Source organism: Anabaena sp. FACHB-595 (genome assembly GCF_048568275.1).
GTDB lineage: Bacteria > Cyanobacteriota > Cyanobacteriia > Cyanobacteriales > Nostocaceae > Trichormus.
Map to the genome: position 1 here is coordinate 242,470 of NZ_CP183474.1, position 22,460 is coordinate 264,929.

General features: G+C 39.2%; 15 protein-coding genes and 3 pseudogenes. 10 read left to right on the forward strand and 8 right to left on the reverse strand.

Annotated elements, in window-relative coordinates:
- Positions 1 to 87: 87 nt before the first annotated feature.
- The 3 genes from ACN222_RS27960 to ACN222_RS27970 all read left to right on the forward strand — a co-directional run bounded on the left by ACN222_RS27960 (position 88) and on the right by ACN222_RS27970 (position 4,129).
- A complete protein-coding gene (locus ACN222_RS27960) occupies positions 88 to 1,296 on the forward strand; it encodes an RNA-guided endonuclease InsQ/TnpB family protein (RefSeq protein ID WP_010994068.1) in 1,209 nt (402 codons plus the stop codon).
- Complete coding sequence (locus ACN222_RS27965) at positions 1,293 to 3,047, forward strand: protein kinase family protein (RefSeq protein WP_010999785.1); 1,755 nt, start codon at positions 1,293 to 1,295, stop codon at positions 3,045 to 3,047. Before ACN222_RS27960 ends, ACN222_RS27965 begins: the two co-directional genes overlap by 4 nt.
- 149 nt (positions 3,048 to 3,196) lie before the next feature.
- The gene (locus ACN222_RS27970) at positions 3,197 to 4,129 is read left to right on the forward strand and encodes a hypothetical protein (protein ID WP_231865608.1); all 933 of its coding nucleotides are present in this window, start codon (positions 3,197 to 3,199) and stop codon (positions 4,127 to 4,129) included.
- Here ACN222_RS27970 and ACN222_RS27975 read toward each other — a convergent pair.
- From ACN222_RS27975 to ACN222_RS27995, 5 genes are all read right to left on the reverse strand, one after another.
- Entirely contained in the window at positions 4,090 to 6,558 is a 2,469-nt protein-coding gene (locus tag ACN222_RS27975; protein ID WP_010999787.1) for a CHAT domain-containing protein, read from the reverse strand. The genes ACN222_RS27970 and ACN222_RS27975 overlap by 40 nt on opposite strands.
- Positions 6,558 to 9,089, reverse strand: coding sequence for a filamentous hemagglutinin N-terminal domain-containing protein (locus tag ACN222_RS27980; RefSeq protein ID WP_010999788.1), 2,532 nt, complete (start codon positions 9,087 to 9,089; stop codon positions 6,558 to 6,560). Before ACN222_RS27980 ends, ACN222_RS27975 begins: the two co-directional genes overlap by 1 nt.
- Before the next feature lie 80 nt (positions 9,090 to 9,169).
- Positions 9,170 to 9,673: a VOC family protein gene (locus tag ACN222_RS27985; RefSeq protein WP_010999789.1), complete on the reverse strand. Its 504-nt coding sequence runs from the start codon at positions 9,671 to 9,673 to the stop codon at positions 9,170 to 9,172.
- Between the two features lie 593 nt (positions 9,674 to 10,266).
- Positions 10,267 to 10,548 carry a hypothetical protein gene (locus ACN222_RS27990; protein ID WP_010999790.1) on the reverse strand — a complete coding sequence of 94 codons (282 nt, stop codon included), beginning with the start codon at positions 10,546 to 10,548 and terminating at the stop codon, positions 10,267 to 10,269.
- A 311-nt stretch (positions 10,549 to 10,859) separates the two neighbouring features.
- The gene (locus ACN222_RS27995; protein ID WP_126987702.1) at positions 10,860 to 11,510 is read right to left on the reverse strand and encodes a hypothetical protein; all 651 of its coding nucleotides are present in this window, start codon (positions 11,508 to 11,510) and stop codon (positions 10,860 to 10,862) included.
- Positions 11,511 to 11,648: 138 nt separating this feature from the next.
- Here ACN222_RS27995 and ACN222_RS28000 point away from each other — a divergent pair, with 138 nt between their 5' ends.
- From ACN222_RS28000 to ACN222_RS28025, 6 genes and pseudogenes are all read left to right on the forward strand, one after another.
- Positions 11,649 to 12,578 (forward strand): hypothetical protein, encoded by a 930-nt coding sequence (locus ACN222_RS28000; protein ID WP_010999792.1) that lies wholly within the window; start codon positions 11,649 to 11,651, stop codon positions 12,576 to 12,578.
- 274 nt (positions 12,579 to 12,852) lie between these two features.
- Positions 12,853 to 13,035 carry a hypothetical protein gene (locus ACN222_RS28005; RefSeq protein ID WP_044523631.1) on the forward strand — a complete coding sequence of 61 codons (183 nt, stop codon included), beginning with the start codon at positions 12,853 to 12,855 and terminating at the stop codon, positions 13,033 to 13,035.
- A gap of 130 nt (positions 13,036 to 13,165) precedes the next feature.
- Positions 13,166 to 13,552 (forward strand): annotated as a pseudogene (locus ACN222_RS28010) (reverse transcriptase N-terminal domain-containing protein); the annotation flags it as partial.
- A 548-nt stretch (positions 13,553 to 14,100) separates the two neighbouring features.
- Entirely contained in the window at positions 14,101 to 15,675 is a 1,575-nt protein-coding gene (locus tag ACN222_RS28015) for a reverse transcriptase domain-containing protein (RefSeq protein WP_044523747.1), read from the forward strand.
- On the forward strand, positions 15,633 to 16,961 hold the full coding sequence (locus tag ACN222_RS28020) for a group II intron reverse transcriptase (RefSeq protein WP_010999795.1): 1,329 nt from the start codon (positions 15,633 to 15,635) through the stop codon (positions 16,959 to 16,961). Before ACN222_RS28015 ends, ACN222_RS28020 begins: the two co-directional genes overlap by 43 nt.
- Positions 16,962 to 17,671: 710 nt before the next feature.
- The gene (locus ACN222_RS28025; RefSeq protein ID WP_011316300.1) at positions 17,672 to 19,408 is read left to right on the forward strand and encodes an ankyrin repeat domain-containing protein; all 1,737 of its coding nucleotides are present in this window, start codon (positions 17,672 to 17,674) and stop codon (positions 19,406 to 19,408) included.
- Between the two features lie 97 nt (positions 19,409 to 19,505).
- Here ACN222_RS28025 and ACN222_RS28030 read toward each other — a convergent pair.
- The 3 genes and pseudogenes from ACN222_RS28030 to tnpA all read right to left on the reverse strand — a co-directional run.
- Positions 19,506 to 20,063, reverse strand: a pseudogene (locus tag ACN222_RS28030) (ISH3 family transposase); the annotation flags it as partial.
- A gap of 468 nt (positions 20,064 to 20,531) precedes the next feature.
- Complete coding sequence (gene tnpB / locus ACN222_RS28035) at positions 20,532 to 21,755, reverse strand: IS200/IS605 family element RNA-guided endonuclease TnpB (RefSeq protein WP_010999798.1); 1,224 nt, start codon at positions 21,753 to 21,755, stop codon at positions 20,532 to 20,534.
- Positions 21,739 to 22,142 (reverse strand): annotated as a pseudogene (gene tnpA, locus ACN222_RS28040) (IS200/IS605 family transposase). The gene tnpB and the pseudogene tnpA overlap by 17 nt, the downstream one beginning before the upstream one ends.
- 83 nt (positions 22,143 to 22,225) lie before the next feature.
- On the opposite strand from tnpA, the gene ACN222_RS28045 reads away from it, so the two are divergent.
- Entirely contained in the window at positions 22,226 to 22,423 is a 198-nt protein-coding gene (locus ACN222_RS28045; RefSeq protein WP_010999800.1) for a hypothetical protein, read from the forward strand.
- Positions 22,424 to 22,460 lie beyond the last annotated feature (37 nt).

The window sequence follows — 22,460 nt, forward strand, 5'->3', positions numbered from 1 at the left end:
CGTATTTTTAATCGGGGGATATAAGCGAATGACCGAATTTATTCGGTCGTAACATGGTATAATTACGTCAGAGAGTTTGACGTAAAAATGCTAGTATTTGAGACAAAACTTGAAGGAACAAACGAGCAGTATCAATTGCTGGATGAGGCGATTAAAACTGCTCGTTTTGTCCGCAATGCTTGCCTCCGGTACTGGATGGACAACCAAAACATCGGCAGGTATGATTTGAGTGCTTATTGCGCTGTCCTTGCTGCCAATGAAAACTTTCCGTTCGTTGCCAAACTCAACTCTATGGCTCGACAAGCTTCTGCTGAAAGAGCGTGGAGTGCAATTGCTCGGTTTTTTGACAATTGCAAGCAAAACAAAACCGGGAAGAAAGGTTATCCACGCTTTAAAAAAGAACAGACGCATGGGAGTGTTGAGTATAAAACTAGCGGCTGGAAGCTTAGTAGTGACCGTCGTTATGTCACTTTTAGCGACGGATTTAAAGCAGGAACTTTCAAACTCTGGGGAACTCGTGACTTGCATTTCTACCAGTTGAAACAGTTCAAGAGGGTGCGGGTTGTGCGTCGTGCCGATGGGTACTACGCGCAGTTTTGCATTGACCAAGAGCGAGTAGAAAGGCGAGAACCAACGCTTAAAACTATTGGGCTGGATGTGGGATTGAACCATTTCTTGACCGATAGCGAAGGCAATACAGTTGAGAACCCTAGACACTTGCGTAAAAGCGAAAAGTCTCTCAAGAGATTGCAACGCAGATTGTCTAAAACCAAGAAGGGTTCTAACAACAGAGTCAAGGCAAGAAATCGCTTGAGTAGAAAACACCTTAAAGTAAGTAGGCAGCGTAAAGACTTCGCCGTAAAGTTGGCGAGGTGCGTAGTCCAGTCTAGCGACTTGGTAGCCTATGAGGATTTGCAGGTGCGGAACATGGTCAGGAATAGACATCTTGCCAAGTCGATTAGTGATGCAGCGTGGACGCAGTTTCGGCAATGGGTTGAGTATTTCGGCAAAGTGTTTGGTGTAGTGACTGTTGCAGTCCCACCCCATCACACTTCGCAGAATTGTTCCAACTGTGGCGAAGTAGTGAAAAAGTCGCTGAGTACAAGAACTCATGCTTGCCCTCACTGTGGACATATTCAAGACAGGGATTGGAACGCTGCACGGAACATACTTGAACTAGGACTACGTACTGTGGGACACACAGGATCTCAAGTCTCTGGAGATATCGACCTCTGTTTGGGTGAGGTAACTCCTCCAAATAAGTCGAGTCGTGGAAAGAGAAAGCCCAAGAAGTGATTCTTGGAATCCCCCGTTTTCTAAACGGGGGAGGATGTCAAAACTATTTTGATATTTTTGAAGTAGATGATGGTGGTACTAAATGGCATCCAGTGCGTGAAAAACGAATTATGAAGGTTCTGAAATGGAATACACCAAAACTTGTTGAGTTAATTGAGTCTGAATCTCTAACTTTACAATTAATTCAACACCCAAAGATTCCTCGGAGTACCCTAGATGACTATTTTACTTTTGTTCCAAGCAATAGTCTTTTAACACTGCATTGCTTAATTATGGATAAATTCGAGGGGCAAAACTTGGAGGAATGGATAGAATCTAAGGGAAAAATTTCTCAATCTTTAGGAATGGATTGGCTTAAACAGTTAGTCCAAATACTTGACACAGTACACCGTTCTGATTTTTTCCACAGAGATATTAAACCTTCAAATATAATTCTTCAGCCAAATGGTCAACTAGCATTAATTGATTTTGGAACTGCTCGGCGTGTTACTGACACCTACTTAGCGAAAGTTAGTGGGAGTGGAGGTACTGATACAGGTAGGGGAGGACGGCATGAAATTACAAGCATTGTCTCACCTCGTTATACTCCACTAGAGCAAATTAATGGGCAAGCTGTGCCTCAGTCAGACTTTTATGCTTTAGGACGGACTTTTGTGAGGCTAGTTACGGGTACTTCCTTGATGTGCTTACCCACGAATCCAAAAACAGGTAATCTAATCTGGCGCAATAAAGCACCACAGATTGACAAACCCTTAGCCGACTTCCTAGATGAACTCATGTCTTCCTTGCCAGGTCAACGTCCGCAGACTACGCGAATAATTTTGCAGCGATTGGAACGTTTGCCACTACAATCGAAAATTAATCGAGTAGTTACATCAAAGGCATTTCAAATAAGTGCGACAACTTTAGTTTTTATCGGTTGTTTGGGGTTATTTAATTTATCACGACCTGCAATAGCAGAGTATTTATTAAATCAAGGAAAAAATGCTCAACGAGAAAATCGGCTTGATGATGCTGAAAATAATTTTCGTCAAGCGATCGCTTTGGAACCGGATATGGCTAAACTAGTATCTGAATTTTATGTGCAACAGGCAGATAGACGTAGTATTCCTCTGGAAGAAGCTAAAAAATATTATGAATTAGCTATTAAATATAATTCCCAAAGTGATGTGGCTCATAATAATTTGGGGTTGGTATGTCAAAGATTACAGGACTCTCAATGCGTTGAAAATAGTTATGCAGTTTTATTTAAGCTAAAACCAAATAGTTGGGAGGCTCATTATGGGTTAGGTAATTTTTATGATGATTTAGGCAAGTATAATTTAGCCCAAGAACAATATAAATTAGCCATATTAAATAATAAATTAGCTTTAGATGCTGTTAGTAACTTAGCTAGGATAAAAAACTTGCAAAGAGAATATGATGCGGCTATAGAAATTGCTAAAGGAGGATTAACTAAAGCTAAAGAGCCTGCGTTAAGGGCAGCCTTATATAAGAGCATAGGATGGGCTAAGTTAGAACAAAAAAAGTATATAGAAGCTAAAAATAATTTAGAGAAAGCAAAAGAACTAGACTTTAAAAGAACTGATACTTATTGTCTATTAGCACAAACGCAGGAAGCTTTAAAGGAAATTAACGATGCCAGAATGTTATGGGAAGTATGCTTAATTTCTGAATCTAATCTACCAGAAGTTCAAAGATGGCGAATACAGATATTGAACAGATTACTAGGAGATATTAAGGTAGAATAGCTAGTTTTTAGTAAAAGATCATAAATTCAAAAGATAAAATATCAAACAAAATAGGTATGACAAAGAAATTTTATAAAAATAAAACATTATTCACTGTTGGGTTTACAGCTATTACATCAATAATGTTCTTTGGGAGTCTAAGTCCAGTGATGGGATCTCCTCGGACTCAAGCTCAGGTGCGTTGTATTGAACCAATAGGACGGGTTATCAGCACAGGCGATCGCTATATGCGTTCTGGCAGTTTGTTATGCCCAACAGATCAGATATCACCAAAACAGGGAGAGGAAGTTAAGGTACTTTGTTACTCTAGTAGAGAACATTTATTAGTAGAAGCAGGGAGCAATTTTCCTGTTAGAGAAATATGTAAGCCACCAGCGTTTTCTTCAGTAAGGAAATGTACACTATTGAGTCCACAAGACTGTCCAAATCGTAAAGGGCCGAATCGAAGAGAAAATGCACCTAATATTATTCAGCCTTATGGCAAAGTTATAATCAACCGTCGTCCTTTGATATCCTGGACTGCTGTACCAGGGGCAACCAGCTACACTGTGCAACTTTCTGGCGGTGAAGTGAAGTGGGAAAAGGAAGTGGTAGGCACAACACTATCCTATCCTCAAGACCAACAAGAGTTGTCCTACGGTAGTGCGAATAAAATTATAGTGATTGCAAATAAAGGTAACGATCCCATCATTGATGATACGTTGGTAGTGCATGTGTTACCTGAAGGATGGGTAAGACAAATTAATCAAGCTATTGAGCAAGTTAAAAGTTTGGGATTGTCTGCCGATGAAACAGCCTACATTGACCTAGATGCAATTTATATGTCTGAAAGACTTCTCAACGACACAATTGAGAATTTACAAGCACGAGTTGCGGCAGGCAGTTTTAATCCTACTCTTTATCGTATCTTAGGCGATCGCTATGTAGAGGTGTGGATGCCTCAACTCGCAAAAACTGCATATATAAAAGCACTTCAACTAGCTAGGTTTCAAAAAAACTCCGGTGAAGTGGAGTTGGTGCAAGAACGTTTGTCGGCGCTATCTCAGAGCCAACTGCCAACCAGAACAAATCCTGCCCAATAGTAAGGGTGTTGGTACTGAGGATGAGAAAGTAAGCCCAGTTGTGCTTGTCGCAGAGCTTCGGCTTTAGAGAGGTTGTTATTTAAACCCTTATAGAATTGTTCAACAAGCATAGCTGTAGATTCGGCATCTACTAACCACAAGGAAGCAAGTGTAGTTCTTGCGCCAGCTTGGGCCGCTACCCCGGCGATACCCAAAGTAGAGCGTTTGTTACCTTTAGCAGTTTGGCAGGCGCTGAGAACTAATAACTCAATTGGGTCTTGATTATTTTGAACTTTCAACCAGCCATCAAGTTCTTGAATGTTAATGGGTTTGTCCCAAGCTAAAAGTACTGTTTGTTCAGGGTCAGAACTAAACTGACCGTGAGTAGTAACATGAACAATAGGAAATTTAGCAGTTTTCAATTCTTGTTGAAAATTGTTGCTAGTGAATTGCTCATTCAGCAACTTAACTGATGCTCTAGTTTGTTCTTTAACATCAACTACTTCTTTTTCTACTTCTGGCAAAGCTTTTAATCCGGGAGGAGCATTTTGTGCATAGAAACTAGGGCTAGGTTGAGAAAGCCCAGCAATTAGAGCTTTTAATTGTTCTTTAAGCAAAGCTTTGGGTGGTCGGATTCGAGAACCTAGTGTGGTTGTAATACTATAATTTTTGAACAAGTAATCTTTGCCATCGTGTAGCAGACTCATAGGAATGCTTTGAAAGGAATTATCAAGAGTAAAAATGATTGTCCCAGATGATGGTAAATACTTTTTTACGGGCGCAATTAATTGCTGATATAATATTTGCGAATGAGAAATAATTACAGATTTTTGGGTATTAGCCAGCCCTTGATCTTGTAAAGTATTTAAAAAATAGTCAATATTAGTTCTGATGGTTTTTGCCTTAACGGAATGATGATGTAGTGATTGGTTCTGTGAGCGAACAATTACTTCTATACTATCCCCTAAGTCTATAATATTAATTACTGTCGGCTTATTTTTTAGATTAGCAATACTACTTATAGATATAAATTCCAGCTTGCCACATTTTAAGTAATTTTCTAACTCTGCTAATTGCAGTTGTTCGTAAGCTTGAATTACTTGATCTAGCTGAGGATGGGAACCACTAAGTAGTAAGCGTATATAATCTCGATATACAGGTTCTACTTTTTCATAAAATGAAAATTGTAAGTCTAGATTAGTTGTGGAGAGATTGTCCCGTATTTTATTAAGATTTTGAATTGCTACTTTATAATATTGAATAGCTTCCTGATATTTTCCTCGTTTTTGATATAGTTTACCTAATTGCTGTTGCCATTGATACGCTATATCCCATGCTTGAATTGATTGAGCTATACTTAGCGCTTCACTTAAATAAGTATAAGCTTGTTCTGGCTGTAGCTCTCCTAATATACCATTGCTGTACGATATTAATCGCTTGTTATTTATACTATTAGCTTTTCGTAAACTGGCTAACGCATACTTTCTAGCGAATGAGTTTAGATTTTTATCAATTTGATTCAGACTTTTAGCAAAATTTAGTTGAGCATAAATTGATTCATTTGTTGAGACTTCTTCAAATAGATGAGAATTATTCAATAAGAGATTAGCTGTCTGTTGAATTTGCTGCTCAATTTCTAGGGAAGTATTTTGAGATTTAGTATGAGTTAGCCACTGTCTATAATCCAGTAACAAGCTTAATTTTTGTAAAAGTGACTGTAACTTAACAGAAGCAGAAATATTGTTTTGATTAATAATCCTTTGGTATATTTCTAGCCCTTCTAATGCTTTTTGATGGCTTAGTTTTACTGTCTGCTGGCGAAATGTGGGTTCTTCCACTTGCAAATATTTATCCTTGAAAAACTTATAAGCATAAAATTTAGTATTACCTAAACTTAGTAATGTTGAACTAGCATTAAAATTAGGTTGCTTTTCAGAAAGTATAAGAGTTTTGCTTAACACTGTTTCTGAATCGGCGATTTTTCCTAGCCTACGCAGCGCATTACCTAAATTTTGCAATACTAATAAATCAACAGATGATGCTGTTTGTTTGTCAAAAACAGCTAATAGTTTTGTAATTTCCGCTTGTTGTGTTGGAGAAGTATTACAAATTCCAGAAGCAGAGTTTAGTTTCATTGCCTCTAGTAGTATATTACAAGCACGGGGGGATAAACCTAATGTTTGCAATGCAATACTTTGATTAATCAGGCTCCCTTTTATCCCCTGCTCGTCTTGAAGTCGTCGGTAAATCTGTGTTGCTTGCTGCCATGAGGTTAATGCTTCTGATGCTTGACCTTGATTTAACTGCTCTTGTCCTTGTTGGATCAATGATTCTGCTTGCTGTAATTGTTCATTATTCGCTTGAGCCAACATCCTTGATGGTTCATTGATAACCAAAGAACAGCTAACTATAACTATGAATAAATACTTAAGCAGGTGTTGATTTTTCATCAGGCTTTGGGTTTTGTTTGAGAATGACACTCACTCGCAGATAGAGTTGTATCTGGACTAACCTTATTTGCTTGAGCAGTTAGGGTTATTGAGCCATCTAAGTTTTTCACCCATCCTTGTGCTTCTATAATCTCATTACCTGCTGATAGTTTAATATTAGAAATATTTGTAGTTGAATTTACTTGCCACCTAGATTCAACATCTGGTAAATCTTCTGGGCTTGTTGCTAATCCTCCTGTACCAGCAACAATAAACTCATTAATTCCATTTGATCTTCCTTGGCAGGCGGAAGCAATCTGTGGTAGCTCTTGAACTGTCTGTGATTTAACTGGAGTTTCTGCTAAAAAGATATTTGCATTGATGTCAACTGTTCCGTCAATACCTCTTTGTGATTTGGAGTTTACTTGAGTATTAGGTGAAAGAAAAACGCCTTGGGCATTGATTCGGATATTGCCGCCTCTACCCTCGAAGGCATTAGCTACGATTTGGTTATTGTTTGAACCTACCAGAATGCCTGTGTTCATTCTAATGTTACCGCCGTTGCCCGTGCCTCCAGCCGTTGCTGTAATCCTGCTATTATTTAAAAATAAATTCCTAGAATTGAGAATAATATTGCCACCTTCCCCAATCGTAGTGGTGGCGTTAACTTCTCCTTGAGAGTTAATGTTTATTGTGTTCGCACTAATCCTAATATTTCCTGCATCATTAACACCTTCATTTCTCGCATTAATCAGCCCACCATTACTTATATTTATAATATCTGTATTTAAAAATATATTGCCCGCCTGACCAATAAGTAAAGGAGGTTGTCGATACAATAATTTTTGCAAATTCGGATCGACTAAAAGAAAATTTGATGAATTAATAAAACTTGGTGAGTTTGAATTAATATTCGTACCTACTACATTTATTGAATTACTTGAGTTAATGGAAATATTACCAGCCTTTCCCGCAGATAGTGTGCTACTACTTATACCTCCTCCGTTGCTAATAATTAAATTTAAAGTATTTATGTCTATGTTACCACCATTGCCATGACCAAAAGTGGATGACGTAATATTACTAGGACGTAATAATGCTGATTGTCCTGATATATCTATGTTTTGACTCTTTATAAAAACATTTCCGCCTTGCCCACTACGAATAGTGCTAGAGCCTAATGAAGCTCCACCATCTTTAATGATAAGATTTTCCAATTCTAAAAATAAATTTCCTCCTGCACCTGAACCAGATGCAACAGTATTGAAAACTCCATCTAGCCCTATGATTATATTGTTAATTTTACCTGCAATATCTCCACCCTTTCCAGAACTATAACTGAAAGTATTGATTCCACCTAAGCCATCAGGATTAGCATAAGAAGGGGTATCGCCGGAAATTTTTAAAGAATTTGAATTAATAGTGATTAATCCACTAGGGGCATTAGTAAAAGTAGTAGTTGCTATTTGTCCACCTTGAATTGTTACATCTTTTACGTCAAGTTGAATAGACTCGCCAGGAGTAAAGCCAAAATTGCTTGTATATATTGCACTTAAAGCTAGATTAGATGATCCTTGAATATTTAGGGATTGAGCATCAATTTTAACAGCACCAGTTTTAAAGCCATGATTTTGTGTAAATACTAATGAACCATCTAAAATGTTAATATTTTTACCTTGAATATCAATAGTATTACTTGTGTCTGCATTACTATTAACGAATAATAATGAATTTTTTATTAGAGTTATATTCCTAAATGTATTAACATTATTGAAATCAAAATTTATATCATTGCCCTGCTGCTCTAATCCAACGTATCCATCTAGCACACTGCCAATCTGGAATTTTCCATTTCTGGTGCTTAGTATCCCCCCTTCAAGTGAAACATTTCCGCCTATTAAGGAAATATTGTTTCCTGGTTGTACTTGTAATCCAGAAAATCTACTAGCGTCTATAGGAGTAATAAAATCGAAATTCCTATTAGCAATTCTATTTATATTATGACCGCTACCTTGAAGTCGGATCTCTCCAGAATTACCTATAAAAACTAACCCTACAGGAACGCTAACTTTTAACAAAGGGTCAAGCTGATTGCGATTAGCACTAAAATCTATATTGTTAGAAAACTTAATACTATTTGCTGTAGTAGCCAAAAAAGAACCACCAATATTTAATCTAGCACTATTACCAAAAAAAAATCCGTTGGGGTTGAGAATAAATAAATTAGCTTGACCATTGTTTCGGATTGTTCCATTAATATTAGAAATAGAATTGCCAGTTACTCTGCTAATAATATTTTGTATAATAGAAGCGTTATTAAAATATGCAGTGTCTCCATAATTAATTGAAAAATCTTTAAAGCTATGAAATAAATTCCCTCCTAATTGAGTGCCGCCCTCAATAAATATTGTATTACCTTGGACATTTACGGCACTATTATTTTGTGAGCTATTATCAGCATTTATTTGAGCTTGACACAATGGAATGAAAGTTGTGAAAATTGTAATTAAAAAAGATATTTCTGTAAATAAAATAGTAAATTTGCTATTCATATTAAAAAATTAATAAGCTACTAGAAAAGTAGAGTGTAGTAAAATATCTATACTCTGCTCCTATATTTATCATTTGCTATTCATTTAAGAAATATGGCTTCCTTTTCTTTCAACTCAGCAGGTAATGTGTCGAGAGACTGTAAATTTGCTGCAAATTCTAGTAGTATCCCATTTGGATCAAAAAAGTAAAAAGAAGACATGGGTACATCTGTATGATGCAATACTGGCGTTGTTTGTACTCCTTTTGATACAAGCTTTTCTTTGTACTCTTCTAATTTTTCTAATGGCACATGAAAGGCTACATGATTCATAGAACCATGAGCAGTTATGATATCGCCTGTCAAAAAAGCCTCTGGACGAACGGATGAGATACCAGGTACAGATTCAGGGGCTTTAGTTGACCAAAAAAAAGCTAAAGTATTATTATTTCCAATATCGATAAAAAAGTGTTTACCACCAGATGGTAAATCAATATTTTTGATTAACTTGAGTCCAAGAGTAATAGTATAAAAATCTATAGTTTCTTGAAAGTCTCTACAAACTAATGCTAGATGATTAATGCCTTTCAGTTCAAATTCTTTCATGACACTATTTATGTTCCTAGAAAAAATGGGTTTGTAAAATAGGTTTTAATACAGATTACTAAAAACCTATCTAAGAATTTTGCATATTATGAACAATTTAGCAAGCAACTATCTTGATTTTCTACTGAGAATTGAAAAATCTCATCCTAATAGAGATTTATATACATTAATTACGCTGCCAAATTAATATTACATCTATCTATAGATAGGGAAAAATATAAAATTATCTGAATAATAAGCAAAGATTTCGCTCTATATATTATGTTTATACTTATCGAAGTAAAATCATCTCTTGCTTAAAAGTACTGTTAAATATTACTGTGCATATAAGACAGATGTGTAAAGTATCTTTCAGATAGTAAGTTGTTCGTTTTAGGAAGTAATGTCTTAAGTAGAAAAAGAAAATCAATGAACAGTTTTCTTCAATTGCTGTAGAGTATGTATGCACAAGAAGTTAACAGTCTTGTCAACTTAGATAATAATCTGTATACAAATTACCGAAAGATAGAGACGATAAGCGATCAGCTACGCTGGGCGCTTGCGCCATCGCATCTCTAGCACATACTCAAGCGATCGCATAACGCCCTGTACAATCAGTCACAGAAACCATCGACACGCAGATCGCGCCAGATGTCAGAGACTTGCCAGCCGGAGTTGCCTACAGACTGCACTAGAGGAGAATCGTGGACGGGAAAATGAGGAGGAAGATACTCTGGCGTTGGGGCATTTAAATCTAGTTGTGGCTGTGGTGGTTGCTGCTCAATGAGAGGCTCATCATTAGGGATAGTGTCAACTATTGACTCTGGCTCTTGCACTGGCTGTGAATGGGCAGATTTCTTGAGACTGCGTAATTCGGGTTTTTTGATAGGTTTCATATTTGTAAAGGTAGAAAGTCTGGACTGAAAAATGAATTTAGCTTTGAGATAGGAGAAAAATAATGGCTGATCTACATTATGAGATTGAAAGAAAAGTTAATAAATGATGAGTGATAGTTGTATTCAGCACAAAAGCCGATTCATAGAAATAAACAGCCATGAAAAACCCCGGTCACAGTAGGTGAGGCGGGGATAAGTAAGACCATATCTCATACATAGTACATAAATAATCTATACTTAGACACAACGGACTTAATATTACTACCATAGATATAAGTGAATTAGTCAGTAATCTACTGAAATGTTTAACTTTAATCAACTGCTCCATCAAAAATTTCTTCTTCATCCGAAATATCTGACCACTCCTCGTCCCATGCCTGCTCGTTGTAGACCTTAGTAGCTTGAGCAATTTTCAGGCGATGAGCAACCGAAACACAATTCCTTGGTTGCCAACCGATGTTCGGGTATTTACCTTGCAGATATCTCACAGCATTCTGACAGTCATTAATTACTGGGATGTCTAAGTTTAAATGTCTTCGTAACCCAATGCCTAAACGAATTGCCTCAATCTCATGGTTGTGAAAGTAGTATTCTTCATCTTCAGGAGTAGAAATTGTGAGTATTCGTACCCAAGAATGAATATCATAGACAGCTTTTGCTACAACTACATTGAATTGTTGAGGCTTGTAGTTATCTAAAAACTTATCCACAGCAACTTCATCTTCCAAATCAATATCTACACCCTGTGCGGATATTAAATCAGAGATATCATCAAGACTTTCAACAAACGATTCACGCCAATCTTGAATGCTTTGGGTGCTAAAAAATTGAGTCGCATCATCAAATGATATTTTTTCCCAGCCTGCATCTGTAGTTATCTGCTGGCTAGTTTTAGGGATAAACAGATTCTCGTGCGCTAACCACGGGGGGACATTCTTTTGCTTTTTCTTATGTTTACCCATAGTCAGAAGAAATGCAAATATATAAGAATCAAATGAAAAACCCCAACCTAAAAAAAGGATGGGGATATATGAAAACGTTTCTACTATGATGATACAAGTAAATAGCTGTTCAACCACCTTCAGTCTGGAGGTGGTAGCATGAACCAACCTCCCAGCAAGCGCAAAAGACTCACGCCTACAACTACCGATAAACCAAAGCCAGCACTAAAGCCAGCACAAGAGGCGGAAAATCCTAGCGCAGTCACTGTTGATATAGAGGCGGTCGAAGTGCCAGAGATGACCGAGGAGGAACAGCGCGATCGCCTGAACTTGGAGCGCAAGGTAGAGAGAGCGTTTGTGGAAGCGGGGAAAGCGTTAATGGAATTGCGCGATCGCCGGCTGTATCGAAATACGCACAAAACATTTGAGGAATATTGCCGCGATCGCTTTGGATATAGCCGTGATGCTGCATACTTGAAGATGTCAGCGACGAATGTATATGAGAATATTCAGAAACATTTGCCGACCAATGGTCGGCAGATACCAATGCCGACCAATGAGCGCCAATTGCGTTCTTTGGCTAAGGCCGAGTTAGAACCGAAAGTTCAGGCTAAAGTATGGCGGCAAGCAGTCCAAGAAGCGAAAGGTAAAACCCCATCTGGTCGAATAGTTCAGGATGTTATAGACCGGATACGCGATCGCACTTCTGTACCCAATCCCTACCAAGTAGGTGAAATTTGCGTTCTGCATCCTAAAGACAACCCCGACTTGAGGGGCAAAAGTGGCTACTGGGGTGTAGTAACTCATGTAGGTGAGTATAGTTGCACAGTCAAGTGCTGGGATGGCGACTATACAGCCAAAGTTGAGCATTTGAAATCTCTGGAATTACTAGAAGATGATTGTAAATTCATGCAGCAGCTATGCGAAAGACTGCGGCGGTTGCATGAGGTAGCCGTGCGGGATGAGGCAGTAGATTGGCTGTTGCAAGGATTGGGGAAACAGTCTAAACCGTATTTGTCTGCATTGCAGGCGAAGCTGTTGGCGGCGGTGGAAAAGGAGTATAACTTGATTTGGAGGCAACAGAAGTGATGCAGGTGCGGTTCGTTCTTGCTAAGAGCTTCTAGAAAATAGAAGGGTATGAGCAAGGTATATTTTGAAAGCTACTTTCAAAATGTATAACTGTTCTTTTGATGTAGGTGAGCTAAGTAACATAGAACGGCAAGCCCTACCCTTGAAGAGGTCAAGTGACTCCCTACCTGCCCACAGTGACCATACTCGGAATTATGGAGGCTGAAGCTGGGAACAGGACGCAATCAGTTGTAAAACAAGCAGGTAACAACACTGGCGTTAACGGGGAGATGGCATGAGTAAACAAGTCCTAGAAAAGTGTCTTAACGTTAAGCTGCAACCTGGAATCAAAATGCAGACTTCATCTTCTATATTCCCGCAGCAAAACTGTATATTAGCTGCAATACCTCAAGGGGAGAAGATAGGCAAAGTGGACTGCTCTAAACCATCAAATCAATCAAAAGAACGGAACGAATAAAAACGCCATAGAGGTCTAGGGGAAGGTCGAATCCCTGGTAAGTATGACGAGATACAGAATTCCTCTATAGCGGGTAGGACAGAGCGTAACTGCTCTGAGGTGTTCAGAAAACGCGATCTGGGAGTAAAGCATGGTTAGACACAGCGCCAAAGCTAGTGAACTTTGGAAATCACTACCCTGGAAGAAATTTCGGGCGAACCTTTTCCGCTTACAAAAGAGAGTGTTTAAAGCTGTTCGAGTAGGAGACAAGCGCAAAGCTAGGTCACTACAAAAGCTGATTCTGAAATCCAAAGCAGCTAGGTTTCTGGCGATTCGTCAAGTAACTCAGCTAAACGCTGGTAAAAACACTGCTGGTATTGATGGTAAAACTGCCTTAACTCATGAGGAGAGATTTAACCTCGAAGTGCTGTTAAGACAGCAAGATTGGTATCACAACAAACTCAGGATGATACCAATTCCCAAGAAAGATGGTTCCATCAGATACCTCAAGATTCCCACTATTGCGGATAGAGCTTGGGTGCGATTCGTTGTTTAGTGAATCACGGTATAAAGTCCGTACATAACTAAGCCAACTGTAATTAAAATTACGGTTGAACTCTCAAATTGATGAAGGTGCAAGTCCTTCCCGCTAGATTCAAGCGTGACTCCTTATCTGCCCACACTGAGTAAGCTCAATTCTTACAGGGTGAAGCTGGGAACAGGGCGCAATCAGACGGCTGTTATGGGCTGACACTGGTGCTAATAGGGAGTTCCTACGGTGAAACAGAGCCTAAAAAAGTAACCCACTGTCAAGCAGGGCATAAACATTAAAAGCCTGACTTTATCAGAGTTTAAACCCGCAGCATAACCAGGCAATAGCTGCAAGAATCTTGGGTTTCTGATGGTTAAAGTGGCTACACCTAAAGGAACAAGTAATCATCTGAGGGAACGAATAAAAACGATTTGAGAGTCATGGATACGTCGATTTTCCATGTAGGTGAGGTGAGACACGGAAATCTCTCAAGCTGGGTAGGATGCAGCGTAATTGCTGCAAGGTATTCAGAAAAACACTTAGCGGAGAAGAGCATGATTAGGCACAGTGTAAAAGCTAGTGAATCTTGGAAGAATCTACCGTGGAAGAAATTTCGCAGGGATTTATTTCGCCTACAACGACGAGTGTTCAAAGCAGTTCAAGCAGGAAACAAGCGGAAAGCTCGGTTTTTGCAAAAACTTATTCTGAAATCGAAAGCGGGCAGATTTTTGGCAATTCGTCAAATATCTCAACTAAATGCTGGTAAGAAAACGGCAGGTATTGATGGTGTTAAATCCCTAGATTTTAATGGGCGTTTCGAGTTAGAAATTACGCTAAAACAATCAAGTGGAAACTGGCATCATCAAGAACTACGGGAAATCCCAATTCCTAAAAAGGACGGGACTACCAGGATGCTTAAAATTCCAACTATCGCGGATAGGTGTTGGCAATGCCTCGCCAAATACGCTTTAGAACCAGCACACGAAGCAACCTTCCACGCTCGGAGCTACGGTTTTAGGACTGGACGTGCGGCACATGATGCCCAACAATTCCTGTTTTCTAACTTAAGTTCCAAAGCAAAAAGAATATCTAAGCGAGTAATCGAGCTTGATATCGAAAAGTGCTTCGACAGGATAAACCACTCAACCATCATGGAAAATTTGATAGCCCCAAAAGGTATCAAACTTGGTATCTACCGATGCTTAAAAGCAGGGATAAATCCAGAATTTCCAGAACAGGGAACGCCCCAAGGTGGAGTGGTAAGTCCATTATTAGCCAACATCGCTCTCAATGGGATTGAAAGTATTCACAGATATCATAAAGATAATCAAAGAATCACTAACAAAACCCCGGAATCAGACATTAGATACCCATCTGTTCGGTATGCCGACGATATGGTAATAGTGCTTAGACCTCAAGACGATGCTAATGAGATACTTGCCAAAATTGAGGATTTTCTAAACGCACGGGGAATGAAGGTAAGTGCTAAGAAAACCAAGATAACCGCTACGACAGATGGTTTTGACTTCCTTGGCTGGCACATCATTGTGCAAAGCAACGGAAAATTTAACTGCACTCCCTCAGAGGAGAATTTTAAAAAGTTTCGTCAGAAGGTAAAAGCTATCGTTAATTGCTCGAATTATGGTTCGTCTGTAAAAGCCGAAAAGCTCGCACCAATAGTTAGAGGATGGAGAAATTACCATAGGTTCTGTGATATGTCAGGGTCAAGGTTCTCACTTTGGTTCCTTAGTAAACGGACACATACGGTATTTAACAAGGAAACGAAGAACGACCACGAATCAAGTATAAAACTTGCACAAAAGGCATTCCCAAAAGTTCCTTGCTTCCAAAACTCCTATGTCATGGTCAAAGGTGATAAATCACCTTACGACGGAGACTTAACGTACTGGAGCGAACGCAATAGCAAGCTCTATGACGGGGAAACCTCTAAAACTATTAAAAAGCAAAACCATACGTGTGGATACTGTGGCTTAAAGTGTACAAGTGAAGAACGAGTACACTTACACCATATAGATGGAAACCACAAAAATCGGAAACCCAAAAACCTGATTGTTGTGCATGAGTCGTGCCACGATTATATCCACATGGGCAAAAGGGTAACACCCTAAGAATATCGGAAGCTGGGTGCGGCGAAAGTCGCACGCCCAGATTTAACAGAGAGGTGCGGCGGATAATACCGCCCATCGACTCTAACCAATGCCTAGCGAAATATGCACTAGAGCCAGCACACGAAGCAACTTTCCATGAACATAGCTATGGATTTAGACCCGGACGCTCTACCCATGATGCCCAAAGTCAGATAGCCAACTATCTAGCATCCAGTAAAGGAGGCATCAACAAGAGAATCCTTGAGCTTGACATAGAAAAATGCTTCGATAGGATAAATCACTCCACCATAATGTCCAACCTTATCGCCCCACAAGGGCTAAAACAGGGAATATTCCGAGCATTAAAGGCAGGAATAAACCCAGAATTTCCCGAACAAGGAACACCTCAAGGTGGTGTGGTAAGTCCATTATTAGCAAACATCGCCTTAAATGGTATCGAGGATTTACACCAATACCACGACTGCAATTATAAGAAAATAACACCAAGTACACCGGAAAGGAACATCAAGAAAGCTTGTGTAAGATACGCCGATGATATGGTGTTCTTCTTAAGACCAGAAGACGATGCAGAAGAAATACTTGAGAAAATCAGCCAATTCCTAGCACAAAGAGGACTAAAGATCAGCGAGAAAAAGACCAAGCTAACCGCCTCGACAGATGGATTTGACTTTCTAGGCTGGAATTTCTATGTACAGCAAAACGGAAAGTTTAGATGTGTTCCCTCAGAGGAAAACTACAAAGCATTCCGTAAGAAAGTTAAGAAAATCGTCAACTGCTCGAATTATGGTGCTAAGGTGAAAGCCGAAAAACTTGCGCCAATAGTTAGAGGATGGAGACAATATCATAAGTTCTGCAAAATGGATGGGTCACGTTTCAGACTATGGCACACCAGAGATAGAGCTTTTAGAGTATTCAACAAAGAAACCAAACAGGATAGGCACTCAGCCGAAAAACTCACACAAGAGGCATTCCCCACGGTTCCTTACTCCGAAAACGCCCATATCAAAGTCAAAGGTAATAAATCGCCCTTTGATGGAGACTTAACTTACTGGAGCAAAAGAAACAGTAAATTATACGACGGCAGAACCTCAAAACTATTACAAAAGCAGCATCATACCTGTGGATACTGTGGATTAAGTATGCTCTCAGATGAGAGGGTACACCTACACCACATAGACAATAATCATAATAACTGGAAGGATTCAAACCTGATAGTAGTACATGAAAGTTGTCACGATTACATCCACATGAGCAAAAGAGGAAGTGAAATTTATCCAATTCCCTAGCGTGAAATCCCGTAATTAGGTGATAGGGAACAAAGATAGAAGGTAACTAACCCCTAAGAACATCGGAAGCTGGATGAAATGAAAGTTTCACGTCCAGATTTAACTGAGAGGTGCGGATGATAATACCTCCCATCGACTCAACCCAATGCTACAAATTAAAAGTAGTAGGAATAGCGGATTGAAATGGTCGGAGGTCGCGTTATTTTAAAAAACTCTAATTCCTTTCGTGAGCGAAAAGCTATTTAATCAACAATTAGAGTCGGGCTGCGAAGCTTGCCAAGCAACTGATGTAATCATCTACACCCCGCTAACAAACTGGGCGTATCACATGGTAGACACGAATATTTATAAGTTGGCAACTAAATTATTAAACTAAGAGTCTTATTCATTATGTAATTCACTTTGCTCTATTAATACTTTGTATGAGTAAAAATATAAAAGCAATTTCTATCGCAATGTTGATATTTGCTTCGATATTATCAAAATGGAGAGATTACAGAAAATTGTATCGAATCGTTTAATAAGGTCTGATTTACGTTCTCTGTTTTCTTCAGAATCGGAGTTTGGGGAATAGCTGCATTAATTATTTATAAATCTTTTAGAGGTAATAAGGAAATCACATCATAATGACAAAATTTAACTATAAATCATCTCTTTATCTCTTCAATACAATTTTTCTGATTTCCCTTACTACTTTGGGAACAATGGTAATGATACCATTTGCTGTTGAATCTAAGATACCAAAGAAAACCTCTAATTCCATCTCTCCTTTTTGCAAAGTATTATCGGAAAAATTTAGTCCCTTCGGTGCTGCTCCCGATTTATCAGTAGCTTTAGGTAAGGCCATTGCCGAAGGAGGTAATTTGAATCAACCCTGCGATATCTTTGGTGAAAAGTGGCTACCGCTCAACTTTTTACTATCCACAGACGAAGAACTGTCTCAGCGTTTAATCCAAACTGGGGTAAATGTAAATGCCAAGGATGGGAAAGGAGATACTCCCCTACATTATTTAGGAAAATCTGAGAAAAATGCGCGATTACTTCTGAGTAGAGGAGCAAAAGTGAATGTCGGCAACCAAAATGGTAATACCCCACTCCATAATCTTTTTGGACAGAAAACCGCTTATGTAATCAAACTTTTGATAGATCGGGGTGCTAAGGTTAATGCTAGAAATCAAGAGCAAATGACACCGCTACATTTTGCTGCTAATTCCGGAAAAGCTGATATCACGGAGCTATTAATTAGTCGTGGTGGGGATGTAAATGCTCGTAGCACTCAGAACTGGACACCACTACACTATGGAGCATCAAATTTAGAAGTCGCCAAAAAACTAATCCAAGCAGGTGCTGATCTAACTATCCAAAATCGTGAAGGGGCTGTGATTCACTCCAGCAGTTTGGAACCAGCAGTACTAAAACTCCTGCTCGATAGGGGAGTTAATGTTAATTTACGCAATCGTCAGGGGCAAACTCCACTCCACATTCATCGTTTCCAACCCGCTCTAGTGAAATTGCTATTGGCTCGAAAAGCGCAAGTTAACCTACGAGATGCTCAAGGTAAGACTCCTCTGTACGATGTTAACCTGGAAGTGGCTCGACAACTGGTTGCGGCTAATGCAGATTTAAATGTTCAAGATAATTTAGGAAGAACACCTCTGCACCAAGCAGTATTGGAGGAACAAAGTTTCTTTGGTTCGGAATTAGTAACACTATTTCTCAGTAAAAATGCTAGGGTTGACCTCAAAGATAAGCAAGGTAAGACTGCTCTAGACCTAGCTCGACAACTTAATAAAACCCAAATCATTAATTTGTTAGAGCGACATATGGCAACTAAAAATTCTCCTGGTAGTGGAACAAGCACAACCAAAGCAACAGAACAACTCCAGCAGTTCCTCAAGTCTAAAAACTGGAGTGCTGCCGATCAAGAAACCCGCCGTCTCTTATCACCTCAAAAAGATCTCTTTGGACTTAACGCTGCCACCATACCTCTAGATTTAATTCAAGAGATTGATCGAGCTTGGTTAGTAGCTAGTGATGGAAGGTTTGGACTCAGTGTCCAAGCAAAGATTTGGCAAAAGGTAATAGCATCTCATCCGAACAATTCCGAAACTGCCGCCAATACCTTTCGCGATCGAGTCGGTTGGAAACTCAAAGTTGCTCGAACCGAAAACGATTTTATCAGCAGCGACTGGCTGAATGAATCCGAACTCAATTATTCACTGCAAGCTCCTGTCGGACACTTACCCTGGGCTGGTGTTTCAGACGCATCTGTACTATCGCTTGCAGTTCCTCCCCCTGGAGAACACTGTGGTAGCTGTACCATCGATGCAATGTTTCTGCGAGATGGGCGATTTTATAAATATCTGCCTCAACTTTTTGCACGGGTTAAAATGGCATTGAATATGAATGTCAGTAGACCGAAAAGTTTGGCGATCGCTAAAAAATAGTAGCCTGTGATACCGTTTTTGGAGAGAAGTGTAAAAGCGGATTGCTTGGCATAAGTGATAAGTTTAGCTTATTAAAAACCCCAAAAACCAAGCAAAATTAGCCGGACGGTAAATAAACTTCGCAGGCTACTCCATAGCTGCGATCTACGGCTTGGCGTAAAAATTCAAGCATCTGTTTGAGGGTAAATAGATCAGAAAAAACTTGTCTGGTGCTTCTTTTTAAACGGCTAATAAAATGCCATACCAGATAAATCCAAACATTAATAATTAAGAATGCCAAAGCTACAAATAAAAGCCGAATGGTAGGATTTTTAATAGTAGTTTTGATTCGGCACTGGTTTTTCATACGATAACTACTCTCAATCCCGAAACGTAGACGATAGTCATCATGTATAAGCGACAAAGTTAACTTAACTTTATAGACAGCATAAACAAAAAATTCCCGTCCATGCTCTCGTCTTTTACCATTTTTATATGTGCAAACTATCCACACATTAAAAGTTACTGAACCATATTTATCGCTGTTTAAAGTGTAACTGGTTTTGTAACTCCGCCTATCTCTAATTAATTGTTTAGTTCCACCATTTTTGCCCCGGATAATAGCTGGCATTTCAAATGGAATATCCAAAGCTTGTAACCATCTGATGACATTTATAAAATTCCCTACAACACAACACCAACATAGTTCTGGTGCAAGAATTCCTCTTACCTTTTTGGCTGATTAATTAGCTTTACTTATGTTATGAGTCCAAATGAGCTATTCAATACCAGTATTTAAAAGCACAGTTTGGAGGCAAAAAGTTACTGGCACAGCTATTCATCATAGAGTGATCGCCAAACTTTTCGGTCTACTGAATGTACGTTAGTGGGGTACAGCCGGGATAAGCTGTCGTATAGCTAGATTGTATGATATGACATTAAACAGCTTATGTGAGTTGGAGTTTGGAAAGCCGTAAATACGTCAACATAGCTAAACATCTTGGCTAAACGACAGCCTGAAACCCTCGCTATCCGTAGGGCATTTTTAATTCACATAAGGCGTATTAAGTAAGCCAGGTTCGTAAAAATGATGGACAATTGCTAATACCTCACACCTCACGTTAGATCATGTCCGATTTGAACCTCACACGACTTGAAGTCGCGTGATTCCTGCTTCAACGATCTCTGCCTGAATTGCTCCAGGACTGACGAGTTCTCCACAGGCGTTTAGAGCCTCCGGGATACCCACGGCGGCTATTAATCTCAATCCCTCACCTAATATGTTCAACGCTGCGTTATTGTCTCTCAAATTGTAACCACTACAACCAGGACAAGCCCATTCACGTAACTTTAAATCTTTGACCAAAGGGTTGATAAAACCACAATGATTACAAGTCTGAGAGGAGGGATAAAACGTACCAACCTTCTGCACAATTCTGTCATGCCAAAAAGCTTTATATTCAAGCATGGCAACGAACTTAGACCAACTAGCGTCTGAAATACTCAATGATAATTTATGGTTTTTTACCATGTTGGCAACTCGCAAATCCTCAATACAGATAATACTGTTTTCTTTGATTAGACGAGTTGACAGCTTGTGCAGAAAGTCATCTCTGAGATTGGTAATTCTTTCGTAGCTACGAGCCAGCTTGATTTTCGCTTTGACTCGATTAGTACTGCCTTTTACACTGCGGGATAATTTTTTATGTGCTTTACGTAATTTACGAGTTTGAGTCCGGTAATATTTGGGATTATCTACGACTTCCCCATTACTAGTAACGAGATAAGACTTTATGCCTAAGTCTATGCCAATATTTTGACTAACTTGGGGATGTTTCTCAATCTCTGTATCACACAGAATACTAGCAACATATTTACCAGAAGAAGTCCGAGTTATGGTAACGTTTATAAGCTTTCCGGTAACTTCTTGGGACTTATGAAACTTCACCCACCCTAACTTCGGAAGCTTTAAACGATTCTCTATTACCTGGATGTTACCGTTTGTTAAATTCGTCTTGTAAGACTGCTTGCAACCATGCTTCTTTTTAAACTTGGGAAAGCCTACTCCTTTTTTGCCTTTGACCTTCTTTAAGTCAGCAAAAAAGTTTTTGTATGCTGTCTCTAAATTCTTGAGCGAATTCTGTAAGGCAAACTTATCTACTTCCTTCAACCATTCAATTTCTTTCTTGAGTAAAGTTAAACGTTGACTACAAGCGTTATAGTTTAATGTTTTCTGTTCGGACTGATATAGCTCTTGCTTTAATGCCAGAAAGTGGTTATACACAAACCTTGCACAACCAATACTCTTATTGATTAAGACCTCTTGATTGTGATTAGGAATGAGTGTAACTTTAAACGCTCTCTGCATTTTGGTTTTCTATGTACTTTTTGACTTGTGCTTCTGTATTATCTGAAACAGTACTTACAAAATAACTAGGATTCCAGAGATGACCTCCCCATAGCTTTTTCTTGAGTTGAGGAAACTTTAAAAACAATTTCCTAGCTGATATTCCCTTTAGCATTTTGACTATATTAGGGATGGTGTGCTGAGGCGTTGCAGACACTAAAACATGAACATGGTCTTCTACTACCTCAAGACTCTCAACCTTGAATTTGTAAAGAATTGCCGTCTCAACTAGAACTTCTTTCAGAAAGTCAGCTATTTCATCTTTCAGTACCTTATGCCTATACTTAACACACCATACGATATGATACTCATTGCATAAACGTAACCTCTACCGTGCTTTACTTCCATAATTCATCTTACCATGTGCATGACCATAGTAAGACAAAATATGGAAATATGGAGCGCCTAACTCATGACTAGAAGTCACGAGTGTGCGGCTTGCAGAAATCAAGGTTGATACGGTTATCTGCATTAACGGCACTGTCCTAATCGTTTACTATACCCCTGGACAGTGCTGGCAGTTCCGCATTATCAGCCGTTCAGGTGGCATATTTGGCGAACAGAAGATTTACTACAGTGCGGCGGCGGCGTTGCGGACAGGATTGGAGTGGATGAGGGATGAATGGTAACTTTACGAGCCGTGAAGCGTAAAGCCCCCGTATTTTT